10 protein-coding genes are annotated in these 15793 nt (G+C 56.5%); 2 read left to right on the plus strand and 8 right to left on the minus strand.

Going from position 1 to position 15793, the window contains the following annotated elements; all coding sequences use genetic code 11:
* Nucleotides 1–46: 46 nt before the first annotated feature.
* Nucleotides 47–517 (minus strand): tRNA (adenosine(37)-N6)-threonylcarbamoyltransferase complex ATPase subunit type 1 TsaE, encoded by a 471-nt coding sequence (gene tsaE / locus VNV36_RS03400; protein ID WP_325716238.1) that lies wholly within the window; start codon nucleotides 515–517, stop codon nucleotides 47–49.
* Nucleotides 505–2004 (minus strand): NAD(P)H-hydrate dehydratase, encoded by a 1500-nt coding sequence (locus tag VNV36_RS03405; protein ID WP_325716240.1) that lies wholly within the window; start codon nucleotides 2002–2004, stop codon nucleotides 505–507. The genes tsaE and VNV36_RS03405 overlap by 13 nt, the downstream gene beginning before the upstream one ends.
* Before the next feature lie 63 nt (nucleotides 2005–2067).
* Between VNV36_RS03405 and queG the strand changes: the two genes are divergently transcribed.
* Nucleotides 2068–3129, plus strand: coding sequence for a tRNA epoxyqueuosine(34) reductase QueG (gene queG, locus VNV36_RS03410; RefSeq protein WP_325716242.1), 1062 nt, complete (start codon nucleotides 2068–2070; stop codon nucleotides 3127–3129).
* Between the two features lie 46 nt (nucleotides 3130–3175).
* Here queG and VNV36_RS03415 read toward each other — a convergent pair whose 3' ends face one another.
* The 6 genes from VNV36_RS03415 to orn form a co-directional block, all read right to left on the minus strand.
* The gene (locus VNV36_RS03415; RefSeq protein ID WP_325716244.1) at nucleotides 3176–7981 is read right to left on the minus strand and encodes an RHS repeat domain-containing protein; all 4806 of its coding nucleotides are present in this window, start codon (nucleotides 7979–7981) and stop codon (nucleotides 3176–3178) included.
* Nucleotides 7982–8077: 96 nt separating this feature from the next.
* On the minus strand, nucleotides 8078–9019 hold the full coding sequence (locus VNV36_RS03420; RefSeq protein ID WP_325716246.1) for a hypothetical protein: 942 nt from the start codon (nucleotides 9017–9019) through the stop codon (nucleotides 8078–8080).
* Between the two features lie 323 nt (nucleotides 9020–9342).
* Nucleotides 9343–11880: a hypothetical protein gene (locus VNV36_RS03425; RefSeq protein ID WP_325716248.1), complete on the minus strand. Its 2538-nt coding sequence runs from the start codon at nucleotides 11878–11880 to the stop codon at nucleotides 9343–9345.
* Between the two features lie 180 nt (nucleotides 11881–12060).
* Entirely contained in the window at nucleotides 12061–13095 is a 1035-nt protein-coding gene (locus VNV36_RS03430; protein WP_325716250.1) for a hypothetical protein, read from the minus strand.
* Nucleotides 13096–13268: 173 nt separating this feature from the next.
* The gene (locus VNV36_RS03435) at nucleotides 13269–13880 is read right to left on the minus strand and encodes a trimeric intracellular cation channel family protein (protein ID WP_039756834.1); all 612 of its coding nucleotides are present in this window, start codon (nucleotides 13878–13880) and stop codon (nucleotides 13269–13271) included.
* A gap of 84 nt (nucleotides 13881–13964) precedes the next feature.
* Nucleotides 13965–14507, minus strand: a complete 543-nt coding sequence (gene orn / locus VNV36_RS03440) for an oligoribonuclease (protein ID WP_325716252.1) — start codon at nucleotides 14505–14507, stop codon at nucleotides 13965–13967.
* A 107-nt stretch (nucleotides 14508–14614) separates the two neighbouring features.
* Between orn and rsgA the strand changes: the two genes are divergently transcribed.
* Nucleotides 14615–15646: a small ribosomal subunit biogenesis GTPase RsgA gene (rsgA, locus tag VNV36_RS03445; RefSeq protein WP_325716254.1), complete on the plus strand. Its 1032-nt coding sequence runs from the start codon at nucleotides 14615–14617 to the stop codon at nucleotides 15644–15646.
* The last annotated feature ends 147 nt before the right edge of the window (nucleotides 15647–15793 follow it).

The raw sequence follows: 15793 nt of genomic DNA on the forward strand, positions 1-15793 counted from the left end.
CAGCGGCAGCCACCAACGCGCGAAAGCGCATACCAAACCCCATCATTTAATTGGATTCCAATGCCAAAGCGGCACACCAGGCCTCGCCACGCGAGCCCTGGGCTAAAATTTTCAGCGAACGCCCGCTGCCTTGCGGGCTAATGGTAATGGTCAGGTCAGGCTTTGGCAAAAAGCCTGCACCTTTATCGGGCCACTCGATCAGGCACAGGGCATCGTCTTCGAAGTAGTCGCGGATGCCGAGAAACTCCAACTCCTCGGGATCGACCAGGCGATACAGGTCGAAGTGGAAAGCGCGGATGTCACCGATCTCGTAGGGTTCGACCAGAGTGAAGGTCGGACTTTTTACCGCCCCGACATGCCCCAGGCCGCGAATGATGCCCCGCGACAGGGTGGTTTTGCCCATGCCCAGATTCCCTTCGAGAAAGATCAGGCCATGGCCCTGGGTCACGCGGGCGATCCGTGCGCCAAAGTCGCTCATCGCCTGTTCATCGGCCAGGTACAGGGTTACTTCAGACACGGTGCATGCTCCTCCAACAACTGACGAATGGCTGGAATCAGATCACTGGCCGCCAGCCCACGGCCGAATTTTCCTTGCTGCAGGCCGGCATTCGCGTGCAGCCAGACTGCCAGGCATGCAGCGTCGAATGCGCCCATGCCCTGTGCCAGCAGCGCGCCGATCAAACCGGCCAGCACATCTCCGAGACCACCGGTAGCCATCGCCGGATGGCCTTGATAACACAGGGCCAGATGCCCATCGGGATGCGCGATCAGACTGCCGGCGCCTTTCAGAACCACTACCGCTGAATACTTCTTGCTCAACGCCAATGCAGCGGCCGGACGATCCGCCTGCACGTCGGCAGTGCTGATGCCCAGCAAACGCGCCGCTTCGCCCGGATGCGGGGTGATCACGCACTCCTTGGGCAACCGGGCACACCCGCTGGCCAGCAGGTTCAACGCGTCGGCGTCCCACACCTGCGGCAACGCTGCATTGGCGGCTGCTGACAACAGGGCGCGACCCCAGCTCGCCTGACCGAGGCCCGGCCCCACCACCAACACCGAAACCTTTCCCAGCAGGCCCATCAGCTGATTGGCTGAAGAGGTGCCGAGCGCCATGGCTTCAGGTACGCGGGTCAGCGCCGCGGGGACATGTTCGGGGCGGGTCGCCAGCGACACCATGCCCGCGCCGCTACGCAAGGCCATTTCCGTGCAGAGCAAAATGGCCCCGCCGAATCCGTGATCGCCGCCGATCAGCAACACATGGCCGAAACGCCCCTTGTGCGAAGTGGGCGCACGCGGGGCAAGTGCGGGAAGATTAGCGGCGCTCAGACGTCGAGCGCAGACGGGAATGTCACTGAAAATGTCTTCGGTGGCTTGCAGATCGTTGAAGACCAACTCGCCGACATGATCCGCCGCATCGCCGGTCAACAGCCCGACCTTCAAACCAATGAAGGTCACCGTTAGATCGGCATGTACCGCGACACCCAGTTCACGCCCGGTATCGGCACATAGCCCGGACGGAATATCGACCGCCGCTACCGGCAAACCGCAGGTGTTGATAGCGTTGATCGTCGATGCATAGGGCTCACGCACTTCACCGCTCAGGCCAGTGCCGAGCAAGGCATCGAGCACGATTCCACGCAGTTCGCTCTGCACCTGCCAGCCATGTACCGCAACCCCTGCGGCCAGCGCATCGGCATGGGCTGACGCCGCGTCGCCCTGCAAACGCTGCGGGTCGCCTACCGCCAACACCCGCACCGACCACCCGGCACGCCGTGCCAGCAGCGCCACCAGATAACCGTCGCCGGCATTGTTGCCATGCCCGGCGAGCACCGTCAGCTCGTTGGCCGCCGGCCACTGGCGCACCAGCGCACGCCACATCGCGCGGGCAGCGCGCTGCATCAATTCGAAGCCCGGCGTGCCGGCGGCAATCAGCCGGGCGTCGAGTTCGCGCACCTGCGCGGCGCGGTACAGCGCGTCGGGTAATTCATCTTTCGTCTGCGGCATGCGTCTTCGGGCTCCGATGTCTGGCAGAATTATACGCACCTCAGCTCCGGTTTCTCTCGCCTCATGTCCGCCATCACCACAGACCTGCCCGCCCTCGCCCAATCGATCAAGGATTGGGGCCGCGAGCTGGGCTTCCAGCAAGTCGGCATCAGCGGTCTGGATCTGGCCGAGCACGAACAGCATCTGCAACGCTGGCTCGAGGGCGGCTACCACGGCGACATGGAGTACATGGCGGCCCATGGCAGCAAGCGCTCCCATCCAGAGGAACTGGTGCCAGGCACATTGCGCGTGGTGTCCCTGCGCATGGACTACCTGCCCGGCGACACACAAATGGCGCAAATGCTGGGGCAACCGGAAAAAGCCTACGTGTCGCGTTATGCCTTGGGCCGCGATTACCACAAATTGATCCGTAAACGTGTGCAGCAATTGGCCGACAGGATTCAGGCCGAGATTGGCCCGTTCGGTTTTCGCGCCTTCGTCGACAGCGCCCCGGTGCTGGAAAAAGCCATTGCCGAACAGGCCGGCCTGGGCTGGATCGGCAAAAACACCCTGGTGCTGAACCGCAAGGCCGGCAGTTATTTTTTCTTGAGCGAACTGTTCGTCGATCTGCCCTTGCCGGTGGACGACCCGCACAGCAGCGAACATTGCGGGCGCTGCACCGCATGTCTCGACATCTGCCCGACCAAAGCCTTCGTCGGCCCGTATGTGCTGGATGCTCGCCGTTGCATTTCCTATTTGACCATTGAGCTTAAGACCGCGATTCCCGAAGACTTGCGACCGCTGATTGGCAATCGGGTCTTTGGCTGCGACGACTGCCAGATCGTCTGCCCGTGGAACCGCTTCGCCCGGCCATCCGGGGAAAGCGATTTCAAGCCACGGCACAATCTCGATAATGCTGAACTGGCCGAACTGTTTTTGTGGGATGAAGAGAAGTTTTTGAGCAGCACCGAAGGCTCGCCGTTGCGGCGTGCCGGGTATGAGCGCTGGTTGCGCAATCTGGCGGTGGGACTGGGCAATGCGCCTTCAACGATCCCGGTGCTGGAAGCGTTGAAGGCGCGACGGGATTATCCGTCAGAGCTGGTCAGGGAGCATGTGGAGTGGGCGCTGAAGCGCCATTCAATATAAAGAGCAGACGTCGTTCTGAGGGGGACGATCAAACCCATTCGAGTCTTCACTTGGCTACATACGCGTGCCCCCACTCTGGATCGTGCGGTCCCCGCTGCATGATGCGGAGGTGTCTGGTCTCGTTGTTCACCAGATAAAACACCCTTTGCTCACCCCCTACCCGAAAATGCATGTGCGTATATCCTTTGTGCAAACTGGAGGGATAGAAGAATTTATAGTGAGGGTAAGGGTCCAAGCGGCTTCCTGAAAAAATTCTGGTAGCTTCGTTTGGATGAGTACCCCTTTGAACCTCGGCTATGAAATCACCATATTTTCCCCGTGCAGTTTTGCCGAGACCACCTTTAGGGAAACCGTCCAGATTAGCTTTATCGAGGAACTCTTCGGTAATCCGCCAGCCCGCTGGCTGCTCTGCCTCAGCGGCGGCATCTGCGGCCGCGGCCAATCTGGCTTGCCTCCTGTCGAACGGCATACCGAACGTTGCATACTCCCTTTCTATAATCCTCACCGGCGGCTCGTCAGCCAGTTGCACAAGGTAAGGCCGCGGCTTAAGGGATTGTGCGACGGCTTGTCTGGCCGCCAATGCCCCTGCTGCTGCCGATGCAATACCCAGCCCCAGACTGACCCAACCGAGTATCGCGCCGACCTGGGATTGCTGGTCATATGCATACGCGACCTCGCTGCCGATGGCCGCCGCTCCGGAAGCGACGCCCAAGCCCATGGCCAACAGGGCTAATGGCGTCGCCGCGCCCAGCGTCACGATGCTGGCGACGATGCCGAGAAAGCCCAGCGCTATTCCCGCAATCGACTGCCAGGAAACGTGTCCCGTAGGGTCAACACGATTGACGGGGTCGCCGAGGCAGTAGGCGTAGGCATTCAAACCGCCCGCCGCGAACGGACTCATGCTGTCGGGGCTGGTGAAGCGCATCAGGGTAGGGCTGTACGCTCGATAACCATTGCCCAGCAGATACAGGCCAGTGGCCGCGTCCCGTTGCTCGCCATTAAACCCCGCCAGGCTGAACAGCCCACCTTCGCCAGGGCGATGCCCGTAAGGGCTGTAGGCGCAGTCATCCCACCGCTCGCCATGCAACTGAGTCAGTACACTTTGCTGTTGATCGGTACCGAAAATCCGGTTGCCGGCCTCTGCCCCGAGTTGTTGTTGGCCCAATAGATAACCGCCGTGACGGACGATACTGCGCGAATCATTGCCACGGATTTCACTGCTGACCTTGGCGTTGTGATAGTAGCGCTGCATATCCGACAGGCGCGGTTGCGACAGTTCCACGATACGGTCAAGGCCGTCGTAATGAAACCCGCGCGCGACCTCCCCGCCTGCGCGGGTAACCTGAACCAGACGCCCGAACACGTCATAAGCCAGGGTGCGCGCCTGATCATCTCTGATCATGCGCCCGTTAGCGTCGTACTCGAGGGTGACCGGCTCCGGATAATCGGCGTGGGAGTGCGTCACCGCGACCAACTGTGCCGGATCGACTTTGCTGAAGCTGAAAGTCGTCGTGTTGACGCCTTGGGGAAAGGTGGTTTGCAGCGCAAGGATGTTATCCAGCGCGTCAAAGGTGAAAATCTGCTGGACGATCTCCTTGCCATAGGGATCCCGTGGCCGCTGGCTGCCAGCGCAGTCGTACTGCTTGAGGCGCCCGCGTACATCGTACGTGAATGTCTCATCCCGCAACACGGCGGCGCCGCGCTTCAAAACCTTCTGCGCCAGCTTGCCAGTCGAGGTGTAGCTGGACGTCAGCGTCTGGGTGGGCAGACCGCTGACTTCCAGACTTCGGATGGTTTCACGCCCGATATCATCGTAGGTCAAACGCGTCGTCAACAGACGATTGGACGACGTGTCGCGCGTTTCGATCCTCTCCAGCAGACCGCGTTTGTCATAGAAAAAATCTGCCTTCACCGCACCTTGCTTGAACGAGGTCCTGCGTCCGCAGTTGTCATAGACCGACTGATGCTTTGTCCCCAGCGCATCCACGTACGTCAGAGGCCGACCGAAGAGCGACCAAGTATAAGAAACGGTCTTGCGGTGCAAGCCATACTGAGTGGTTTCCGATTTCAGACGACCGGAAGAAAAATACTCAAAATGACACTCGCGACCTTGTTCGATGCAACTTTTGGTTTTTCCGTTCAAGACATCGTAGGTGAACTGGGTGGTCAACCCGTTATCTTTGCCCTCGGTCACGGCTTTGCGCTGGGTCAACAATCCACCTAACTCTGGCGCATGGACGAAATCGACTGCCTGCCCCATGGCATCGGTGGAGGACTTGGCCAGGCGGCGGCCGCCCTCATAACTGACAACCGACTTGCGCGCTCCCGCAGTCATTTCAGTCACACGGTTCAACCCATCGAACCGCTGTTGCCCCAGTAACACACCGGCCACTTTGATTTCCACGGGCAACTCATCAGTGCTGTGGTTGGCAAACGTGGTTTCCACGGCATGGCCGTCCGGCAGAACACTGCGAACCATCCGGTCGAACACATCATATTCGTAGCGGGTCTGGTTACCTGCCGGATCGGTCTGGCTGAGGGTGCGACCCAGGCCGTCATACTTGTAAACGGATTTGCCCAGGCTCTGCCCCTTGAGATCGAACATTTCAACACTGTCTGGCTTACCGAAAGCATTGAGGGCGGTGACGGTCTTGCCCATGCCCTGCTGCCAATTCTCCTGCTGGCGTTTGATCGGATCGAACTCACTGTGCTCGACTCGCCCATCGCCGTGGCGGGTTTGCGTGACCTGTCCCCAATTGTCGTATGAAAACTCTGTTTTCACGGCTCGCTCGAGGCCGTCCCACCAGTCGCTGCGAACGACTTCCACCGGCCGTCCGGTCTGGTCATGCAGAGCGGTGTAGACCGTGCGCATCGGGCAAACACCTTGCGGATCAGGATTGTCGCAATCCTTTTCCTGAACTTTGCAGATGCGCCCCAGAGCGTCGTATGTGGCTATTTGCATGCCGCCTGACGCGTCTGTGGTAGTCATCGTCGCTGGCTCGTCAACCTCGGCCGCGTGGTAGCTCCAGCGGGTAGCGGAAGCGTACGCAGTACCGGGTGCGAGTGTCTTGCACAGACGCCGGCCAAGCTTGTCGTATTCGTATTCGATCACGCGATCGTCAGCATCGCGCTCGGACACCAGCAGTCCGCTCAGGGTCGATAGGGTCTGCTCACTGGAGCTGGTTGTGGCGTCAAAACCGTGTACGGTTTTCTTCAGCACCAGTTTCGTCCCGTCGAGCACATACGAGTAATCGATGCGAGTCGTTGTAGCATTGCGGGTAACGCTTTGCTGTTGCAACAAGCCGTGCCTTGCAGGTTCATTGGGAGTATTGAGGTGAACCAGATCGACTTGGGAGCGAAGCATCTCCGTTCCCTCCACCCGTTCGAAAAAGCTTTCCTGGATGGCCACCACATTGGCCTTCGTTGCGCCCTCAAGGGCGGGATGCAGAGCATATCGATAGCGCGTAACGGTAGAGGCACCACCGCCAGCCGCAGGAATCACGGTCTTCTGCTTTAGGAAGCGGACAAAGCCGAGAGGATCTTCGGGGCAGCCTTCTGATTCGGTAGCTGGATAGTATTCGAATTGCGTGGTAATCCCGTTGGTCTCTACCTGTTTCAGCAAATTACCGGCAGCATCGAATTCAGTGGTCGATGTCTCGAAGCGCTGGTTTTTGGTAGTGCTGTTTTCGTACACGAGGGTCTGGGTCTTGGGCATTCTGAACTGTGCACTCTGGCCGCTGAACGGCTTGGTGACGTCGCAGTGATACTCGGTAGAAGTCGAAACGACTGCGTCTTTGCACGTGGTGACTTCAGAGACCAGCAGATGAAACTTGTTGTAAGTGCGCTTGGTGTGGGTATGAAGTTCGCCCCCAACAATCAACCGTTCGGTGGAACTGTATTGATAGTTGTGCGGCGCACGGTAGAGAGGGTCACCATCATCCTTTGAATCGGGCGGTATACCGTGCCCCAGGTAGTTTCGATCAGAATAAGTGTAAGTCTTGACTACTTTGGGCTGCCCTTGCTTGGCGAAAATGTCATGGGCAATCACGTAGGGCAGACTTTGCACTCCACCCAAAACGGGAAATTCGTGACCAAGCTGTTTGTAGCGAATGCTTTCCACGGCTCCGAGCGGCGATACCACGCGCTTCACATAGCTTTTGCCGTCAATGTCTTCGTACTGAATATCCCAACCCCGGCCTACCGGCAAGCCGATGGCGGTGACGCGATCATTTTTGAACGTCATCGAGAATACAGCGCTGTCCTGCCCCCCAGGATTCTGGGTCAGTGTGAGCAGGCCAGCAGTTCGGTTGACCTGGAGCAGCTTTCTTTTTACGTCGCTGATTTCCACGAGCATAGGTTGCTCATTGAACAAGGCATATTTCAGGACGATGCTCGCACCGTTCGCAGCGATAATCTTCTTGGGCACAGCGACTTGAGTGGCACCGAAAACCTCAAGCTCTTCTCGTCGACCATCCTTATAGAGGACTTCATATCGCCCGTTGCCTGATTTCAGAACCTTGGCGCTCTCTAACTTCATTTCCTTGAAGAACAGAGCTTCGGGTGTTTCAGTGGCTTTATAAGTTTCACCGCTGGCCAATGTCATGACTTTACTGCGTAAATCATAACGACTGGTCGACAGCGACCATCCCGTGCCAAAGCCTGCGTTGCGTACATTGAGAGGATTAAAGCCCAGCGCAAGGTTGAACGAGGGTCCGTTAAGATCATTGGAGCGGATGGCGCCGAGTGTCAAAGCCAGGGTATATATGCCCGTGCGCGGATCAACGCCTCCCGCGACAAAAGCTCCAAAATTGAATGCGTTGGAACTTACTGAATCAATAGTTTGACTATCCATAGACAACATCCAGTGATTTACAGAAAAAAACAACGAGCAAGCGTCGCGCTCACTTCACAGAAAATAATCAAGCCAAAAACTTCAGGACACTTCCTGTCAACTTAATGTAAACGAGCGGTTAGCAATATCGGGATTGATACGAATTCTGTGCTCGGTACCGTACTCATCAAAAACCTGCAGATCCAATTGAGCCTTACGCGCGGGTTTGTCCGGATAGTCCGCTGTCAAATGGCTGAGGACTGATATTGTCCCCGGATCCTGCAGTATGGAGCGGAATCCTTTCAAGGTACGCGCGGTGACTTGGGCACCATAGATCGGTCCAATATACGCTACATAACTTCGCAACCCGCTCGATACATCGAGCGCGTTACCCGACGAGAAGAACTCAGTGGCAAATTCTTCATCATATTTGGTATCGAAACTTTTCCAGTCAAGCAAGTTGATCTGCCTACCTTCCGCCCGTAAAGCGATACTGTGCAATTCGGTCCGTTCATAAAGGCTGGGCATATCCAGAACTCTGGTCTTTTCCATCACGAAATGGGCAATTGGATATTGCTTGGGGGCAATTGCTTCCAGGGTAATACTGCTGTCAAAGCCATTGCGGCCATCGCTTCGATACCTGGTGCCTTGCAGGGTGATCTCGGCGGCAATCTGAATCGAACCCGGGCGGCTACAGGTGACCCAGAACTCGAAAATCTGCGTAGTTTCCGATGGATCGGAGATCCGGTTATCCGATGCTGGCACCAGCGGCACAACGCGCGCCGCACCACCCGACATATCGTGCGCATAGCGGTTCTCCCGCGTCCCTACATCCCAGTCACCACCTAATGGTGCAGCGGTGTCATAGCTGATCAATTTCAGGGTTTGCAGGGCCGGATGCCCATAAAGCGACACGCCTTGAGCCTGCGAGTTTTCTGCCGTCACCAGCACCAACACCCGGACTTGCATACGACCGTTGGCATACAGCGCCTTATGACGAATGGTCGGAGAATCAAACTTTACTTTAAGTTCCTGAATACTCAAATCCTGCTCAAACATATCAACATCCTAATAATTAATGATTGCCGGCACAGTTCCACGCACCCGACCAAGCATATTGATACACGCATTCAGCCCAAACAACAGAAGCACTCTATATCCATATGTAATGATGCAAATCGCAACACCAACAGGGAAAAAATTCGAAACTTATTCATTAGCAATTCGCCACTCACGCTCCCTTTTACAGCCAATGCAATATTTACCCTCTAAAAATAATGACCCAAAAAAAATCCACCTTTACGACATCGTTTGAAATACGATACAAGAGATGGACTAAATTTATATTACTACTCGACGGCGCCGATCAGATCATAAGCGGCTCAGGCATCATCGTCACTGCTTTCAGACCCCAAGCCACTATCGGAAAAATCCGAAAGTTCGAAAATATCGTCAAAAACCGGCTCGTGGGTTCTGATAACGATCTCGCGATCCAGGCTCGCGTTTCGAAGATACTCATTTATATGTAATACCGCAGCCGGGCTCAAGGGATTATCAATCAAATTGACATACACTTCCTGGGTGTCCGGTATTTCAAAAAAATCTTCGCTAATATCGACAATATTGTTACCGCGCAAATCAAGCAGTTTCAGATTACTCAGTTGCTCCACACCGGAAGGCATCTGAGACAGACCCGTGTTGCCCAGGTACAACTCTTTCATCTGCCGCATGAATCCTACATGAGGAACCACACCCAACGGATTTCCATCAAGCCTCAGCAGGGTCAGGGTCTCGATTCTCGACAGTCCTTCCGCCTCGGTTTCAGACATTCGAAGTGAGCAGTCTTTCAAAATCAGATGCCGCAAGTCGCGCATCTGGAAAATGCCCGTAGCGAAGCCGTCCATTCGCACTTTCTCAAGAAGCAGATAACGCACGTTGGGGAAGCTGTCGAGAAAGCTGCCTAATATCACGTTCGGATTACGTGCATCCAGCACCAGCTCTGTCACATGCTCGAACGTCACGCTCATGCGCGGCAACTCAGCGTTAAAATCAATGAAAGAAGAGAAGCTTTCATCTCTTTCATCGTCAGACGAAATCAACTTTTGCTGCCAAACGACTTGCAGCTTGTCACTGAATTGCTGACGCCACTGCAGTTGATCCGCCAGATCTTGAGCGTTCCATTCGGCCCCTTCCGTTGGATGGGAAGGCACTTGCACGCGCCATACCTCCAACTCTTGGCGCAGCGTTGCGAATTCTTTCTCCAGACGATTCAAAACCATGCCGAGGTCGTGCTGTAGGCGCTGGTTTATAAACGTTTTCACTTCTTCATCCGGAATTTCCGGATAAAGATTACGAATGCGCTCTTCGAATGGTTTCGTCGATTTGGCCTCCTCGTCAGATCCGCCACGCAAATACCCCGCGTGCCGGTCTTGCAATCTGCCGACCTCGGCAACCGATGGCAGCGGCGTCAGACCCAGCAATTCGCTCACAGCCTTTCGCGATGGCAAGGGCTGTGCTCGAATCAACTGCTGTAACGTCGCGCCATCGCCGTGCGCCACTACGAGCAGTCGGCGTTGCCCGGGCTGCAAAAGACGCCAGACTGCGGCATACAGATCCATCGATCGTTCGGGTAACGGTATGTCGCTGCCCTGGATCACATAGCCTTGCTGCTGACGTGTCAATGTGTAACGCACTTGCGACAACGCATCACCGATAGCGCTGAGGGTTTTGCCTTGCGACATGCCCTGACGAATTTCGATGCGCACGTCTCGCGGCCAATGTTCAAGCTGCCCGAGCATTTGCAACGTCAGCAGGTCGCTGTCGAGGCTGGATACCGAATCCAGAAAAATGCCTTCACAGGCTCGGGCAAGACGAACGTTGCGCAGCGCCAACAGCGTCTTTTCTGCCATGTGCCTCGGCATCCCTGGCTGGAGGCGTAAATGCAGATGGTCGCTTGCACTTGCCTGCCGCCACAGCGCTTGCGCGGTCGTCTTGGGCAGTTGAGGAAAAATCCGCCGCATCCGCAACGTGTTTTCATCGCAGTCGAGTTCGAACGCACGCTCACTCTCCTGAAAAAGGAAAGCGCGGTGTTGCTGGACACCACGCTCGATCGGATCACCCTCGTGTAACGGCAGCAAAGCCTGCAGTTGTGGATCGGCCTGCGCACGCACCGACGGATCTGAATGTTGCATTTTTGTGATGAACAGGCGGATGTTCTGATCGAGCGTAAAGCGCCTTAGCGTGTCCTGCAGCAAGGCCAGCGATTCAGGATGAATAGAGGATTGCTGCGCCAGCAGTGTGTCCACGCCACTCACGGCAAGAATTCGTTCAAGGGCGACCGGGGAGAAATCGTCCACTGAATACCCCGTGCGACGGATCAGTTCTGTCGTGTGGCTATGTTTCGAATACTGGCCTGGAGGACGATTGCGCGGATCGCCACTATCGAGCGGAAACCACAATCCGTCCTGCGTGCCTGGCTCCAACAGCGGACCGGAAGGATGCAGTTCACCAGCCTGTGTGGCTCGAAACAGGCCACTTTCGGCGTCCCGGACCACTTGCACGATATGATCATCAGCGACGGTGACATATTGACGCTGTTTGAAATTCCAGACGCCCTGCGCATCAGGTTCGCCAAGACCTTTTGGAGTGGGTATCCGGTAATCCGCCAGCGATGAATTGGTGAAAAGCGCTGCGAATCCGGCGGCCGTGGTAGATATCGGGCTTGCGCTTATACCGACCGCTGGCATCACTGACACCCAATCATGCCCAAAGCTCGGGGCATCGGGTGCCTGGCCGTGCGCAACGGTCAGATGCGGCAATGTTGAAAACAAGAACGACGGCCGATCAGGGCCATCTATGCTGAAATCGAGGGTTTTGGTTGGGGATGGTAAAGGTTTGACCTTTGGCGGTTTGCCAGTCATGAATGCTCGTCCTTGAGGGTTTTTATGTTGGCCACGTAGTTGAAGGACCAACGGCGGGTATCGGAAAACGCACTTCTGGTGCGAATTCCGATAATTGAACCTCACAGCTTATCGGCAGGCGCAATACCGAACATATACATAGTTACTACACCCACCGATATTGCATCGATGGAGCTCCGTTCACCCTCGTTCCAGATACAAATTACGCTCGTAAAAATTCACGCGAATCGCCAGCTTATGCTCTGTACCGTACTGATCAATGGCACGGAAGTGAAGCACGCTGCCGACTTTGTATTTCCCCGCATCTTTCGAATATTCGGACAGGACTTGAACGACGGTCAGGTAACCATCGCGATCATTGACAGTTACGCTATACCGCTTCTCCTGTCTTGTAATGGCATCAGAAGTAAAATTGTACAGATTTTGATTTCCGGCAAACGGCAAGTACGCGGTGAACTCGGATCGTTCGCGACGAACAAGCGTAGCCTCCATATAATTCGTTTTTATTTCATTAAGTTTGTTACCGCCCGCGAAGACGTGATCATCGCCTGGTTGTACTCCATCTACAATCCAGTCGACCAGTCTGATCTGCTGCCCCTGCGGAAACAGGCCTAAATAATAGTTCCAGATACGATTGCCGGGTTCTTCATTGCCGCGGCGCGTCTGAAACCAGTCAAACAGTCCAATCGAATAGGTCTCGGGCGTTCTTGCTTCGAGCGTTACGCTGCTGTCATGAACACTGGAAAGCGTGGTCCCGTTACTGACAATCCTCACCCCATTCAGAGACAGGCGCGCACCGATCTGGGTCGTACCAGCGCCCGAAGAGGACACCCAGAACGTGCGAACCTGAGGATGGACGCTGTCACTTTCCACATCATCTTCGGCATCTTCTCTGACGGTAAGCGGAGTTTGCGCCTCAACGGTAAACCTTCCTTGCTCAGTGCTCGCAACCCAGCCGTCGCGCAACGTCTTGCCAGTGTTGTAATGCACCAGTTCAATGCTGTCCATGACCTGCGCCGGTACGTGCATAGCATTGCCGTCGGCATCTACCCCGGAAACCAGAACCTGCACTTTCACCTGCATTCGACCATTACCGAACAGCGACTTGCTGCGAGTAACATCGTTGGCATCAAACTTGACACTCATCAGGCCAAGGCCTGCGAGAATCGGCGCAATGGTTGGTTGTTCGTGTGTAGCGTCCATGCTTTCGCTCATGATGCATTCCTTTAAAAAAGTCACTTGAATATTGACATCGAAAAGATGCCAACAAAAAAATTACAGACCTTTTAAAGGAACCGCAAAGCGAAAAATGTAAGAACATGCACTTGCGCCTCTAGCGGCTTATAGGCGTTTATCCGGCAACCAACTATTTTTTCCCGCAACAAGCATTAATGCTCGTCGTTATAAACAAACTTTGGCATTTCCCAATGAAAACGGATCGCCAGCAGACGTAACAAAAACCCGCCGAACAAAGTGATCAGAATGGCTTGTTCACCGGGCACATTCAGATAAAGACACAGCATGTAACACCATGCTGCGGCAAAGGAGACACTCGCATAAAGTTCGCGCCGAAAGATCAGCGGAATGTCGTTGCAGAAGATATCGCGCAGGATGCCGCCAAACACGCCGGTGATGACGCCGCTGACTGACGCGACCAACATGCCGTGGCCCATTTCAAGGGCGGTCATGCAGCCAATCAGGGTAAATGCCACCAGGCCGACGGCATCGAGCACCAGAAACAGCGAGCGCAGGTGACGCATCCAGCGCGCAGTGAACACCGTGAACATTGCCGCGACCGAAGTCAGCACCAGGTATTCAGGATGTTTTACCCATGTCAGCGGGTAATGCCCCAACAGCACATCGCGCACCGAACCGCCGCCCAAAGCCGTAATGCAGGCGATCAGCACCACACCGAACCAGTCCATACCGCGCCGTCCGGCAGACAGCGCGCCGGTCATGGCTTCAGCGGTAATGGCGATCAGATAGAGCATCAGCAACATGGTGGCAGTCCAGGCAGGAAGGCGCGCAGTCTAGCCATTTCGCTGCGGCACCAAAAGAGGGCGCCGCATAACGCCGGGATCACATCAGAACTTGATGAAATGCTCGCGGTAATGCTGCAGCTCGGCGATCGATTCGCGGATGTCGTCCAGCGCCAGATGGGTGCCGCCCTTCTTGAAGCTGTCGCGCACCTCCGGTGCCCAGCGCGCGGCGAGTTCCTTGAGCGTGGAGACGTCGAGGTTGCGGTAGTGGAAGTAACTTTCCAGCGCCTTCATGTGGGTATAAAGGAAGCGACGGTCCTGGCAGATGCTGTTGCCGCAGATCGGCGACTTGCCCTTCGGTACCCATTGTTCCAGGAAGGCGATGGTCCGGGCTTCGGCTTCGGCCATGCTGATGCGGCTGTCGCGCACGCGCTGGGTCAGGCCGGAGTTGCCGTGGGTGCGGGTGTTCCACTCATCCATGCGCGCGAGAACTTCGTCGCTGTGGTGGATGGCGATCACCGGGCCTTCGGCCAATGTATTGAGGTCACTGTCGGTGACGATGGTGGCCATTTCGATGATCACGTCGTTGTCCGGGTCCAGACCGGTCATTTCCAGGTCGATCCAGATCAGGTTCTGCGGGTTTTGCATATTCGGGCTCCTAGGCAATGCTGCGCAGTTTAGCCTAGGCCGGTGGCCGGGCGTGCTAAACTCGCGGCCGTTTTACCTAATCGCTGCATTCTTCAGACGGAACACCCATGGCCAAACGCCAACTCAATCGTCGTCAAAACTGGCGCATCGAAAAGATTCAGGGCGAGCGCGCCGCACGCGCCGCCAAACGCGAGTCCTCGGCGGTCGAAGCCCTCGAAGGCGGCGACCTCGGCCCTGAACAACACGGTCTGGTCATCGCCCACTTCGGTGTCCAGGTCGAAGTCGAGGCTGTCGATGGCGAACTCGCCGGCCAAGTGTTCCGCTGCCACTTGCGCGCCAACCTGCCGGCACTGGTGACTGGCGACAAAGTGGTCTGGCGCGCCGGTAACCAGGGCATTGGCGTGATCGTCGCGCAACTGCCACGCAGCACCGAACTGTGCCGCCCGGACAGCCGCGGCCAGCTCAAGCCGGTTGCCGCGAACGTCGACATGATCGTGATTGTCTTCGCCCCACTGCCCGAGCCCCACGCCAACCTGATCGACCGCTATCTGGTCGCCGCCGAACATGCCGGCATCCGTCCGTTGCTGCTGTTGAACAAATTCGATCTGATCGACGAGCAGAACGCCCCGGCGCTCAACGCCTTGCTGGCGGTCTATCGCACATTGGGTTATCCGGTGCTGGAAGTGTCGGCGCACCACGGTGACGGTATGGAGCAGTTGCAGAAGCAGCTCGACGGACGCATCAGCGTGTTCGTCGGTCAGTCCGGCGTCGGCAAGTCGTCGCTGGTCAATAGCCTGCTGCCGGAAGTCGAAACCCGTGTCGGGCCGTTGTCCGAGCTGTCCGGTCAGGGTACGCACACCACCACCACCGCGCGCTTGTTCCACTTCCCCGGCGGCGGTGAGTTGATCGACTCCCCGGGTATTCGCGAATTTGGCCTGGGCCACGTCAGCCGCACCGACGTCGAAGCCGGCTTCATCGAGTTCGACGATCTGCTCGGCACCTGCCGTTTCCGCGATTGCAAGCACGATCGCGAACCGGGCTGCGCCCTGCTCAAGGCACTCGAGGACGGCCGCATCCAGCAACAACGGATGAACAGCTACCGCTCGATCATCGCCAGCCTGCCCGAAAACGGCTACTAAACAGGCGCGTCGGCAGCCCTTCCCCAGGGGCTGCCGGCTGTCGGAGCGCATCTGACGTATTTACCCCTCGCTTAAACATCAGTCTTTTCTGTAAGGCGTTTGCGCGCCTGCTTGCAGGACACTTCTGTTTTGCTGCGCAGACCTTGT

The organism is Pseudomonas sp., assembly GCF_035554175.1.
GTDB lineage: Bacteria > Pseudomonadota > Gammaproteobacteria > Pseudomonadales > Pseudomonadaceae > Aquipseudomonas.

Excerpts from the sequence above, each read along its gene's own strand:
- VNV36_RS03425 (WP_325716248.1), bottom strand. The coding sequence starts at position 11,880 with ATGACTGGCAAACCGCCAAAGGTCAAACCTTTACCATCCCCAACCAAA.
- rsgA (WP_325716254.1), top strand. The coding sequence starts at position 14,615 with ATGGCCAAACGCCAACTCAATCGTCGTCAAAACTGGCGCATCGAAAAG.
- queG (WP_325716242.1), top strand. The coding sequence starts at position 2,068 with ATGTCCGCCATCACCACAGACCTGCCCGCCCTCGCCCAATCGATCAAG.
- VNV36_RS03430 (WP_325716250.1), bottom strand. The coding sequence starts at position 13,095 with ATGAGCGAAAGCATGGACGCTACACACGAACAACCAACCATTGCGCCG.
- VNV36_RS03415 (WP_325716244.1), bottom strand. The coding sequence starts at position 7,981 with ATGGATAGTCAAACTATTGATTCAGTAAGTTCCAACGCATTCAATTTT.
- VNV36_RS03435 (WP_039756834.1), bottom strand. The coding sequence starts at position 13,880 with ATGTTGCTGATGCTCTATCTGATCGCCATTACCGCTGAAGCCATGACC.
- VNV36_RS03420 (WP_325716246.1), bottom strand. The coding sequence starts at position 9,019 with ATGTTTGAGCAGGATTTGAGTATTCAGGAACTTAAAGTAAAGTTTGAT.
- VNV36_RS03405 (WP_325716240.1), bottom strand. The coding sequence starts at position 2,004 with ATGCCGCAGACGAAAGATGAATTACCCGACGCGCTGTACCGCGCCGCG.
- orn (WP_325716252.1), bottom strand. The coding sequence starts at position 14,507 with ATGCAAAACCCGCAGAACCTGATCTGGATCGACCTGGAAATGACCGGT.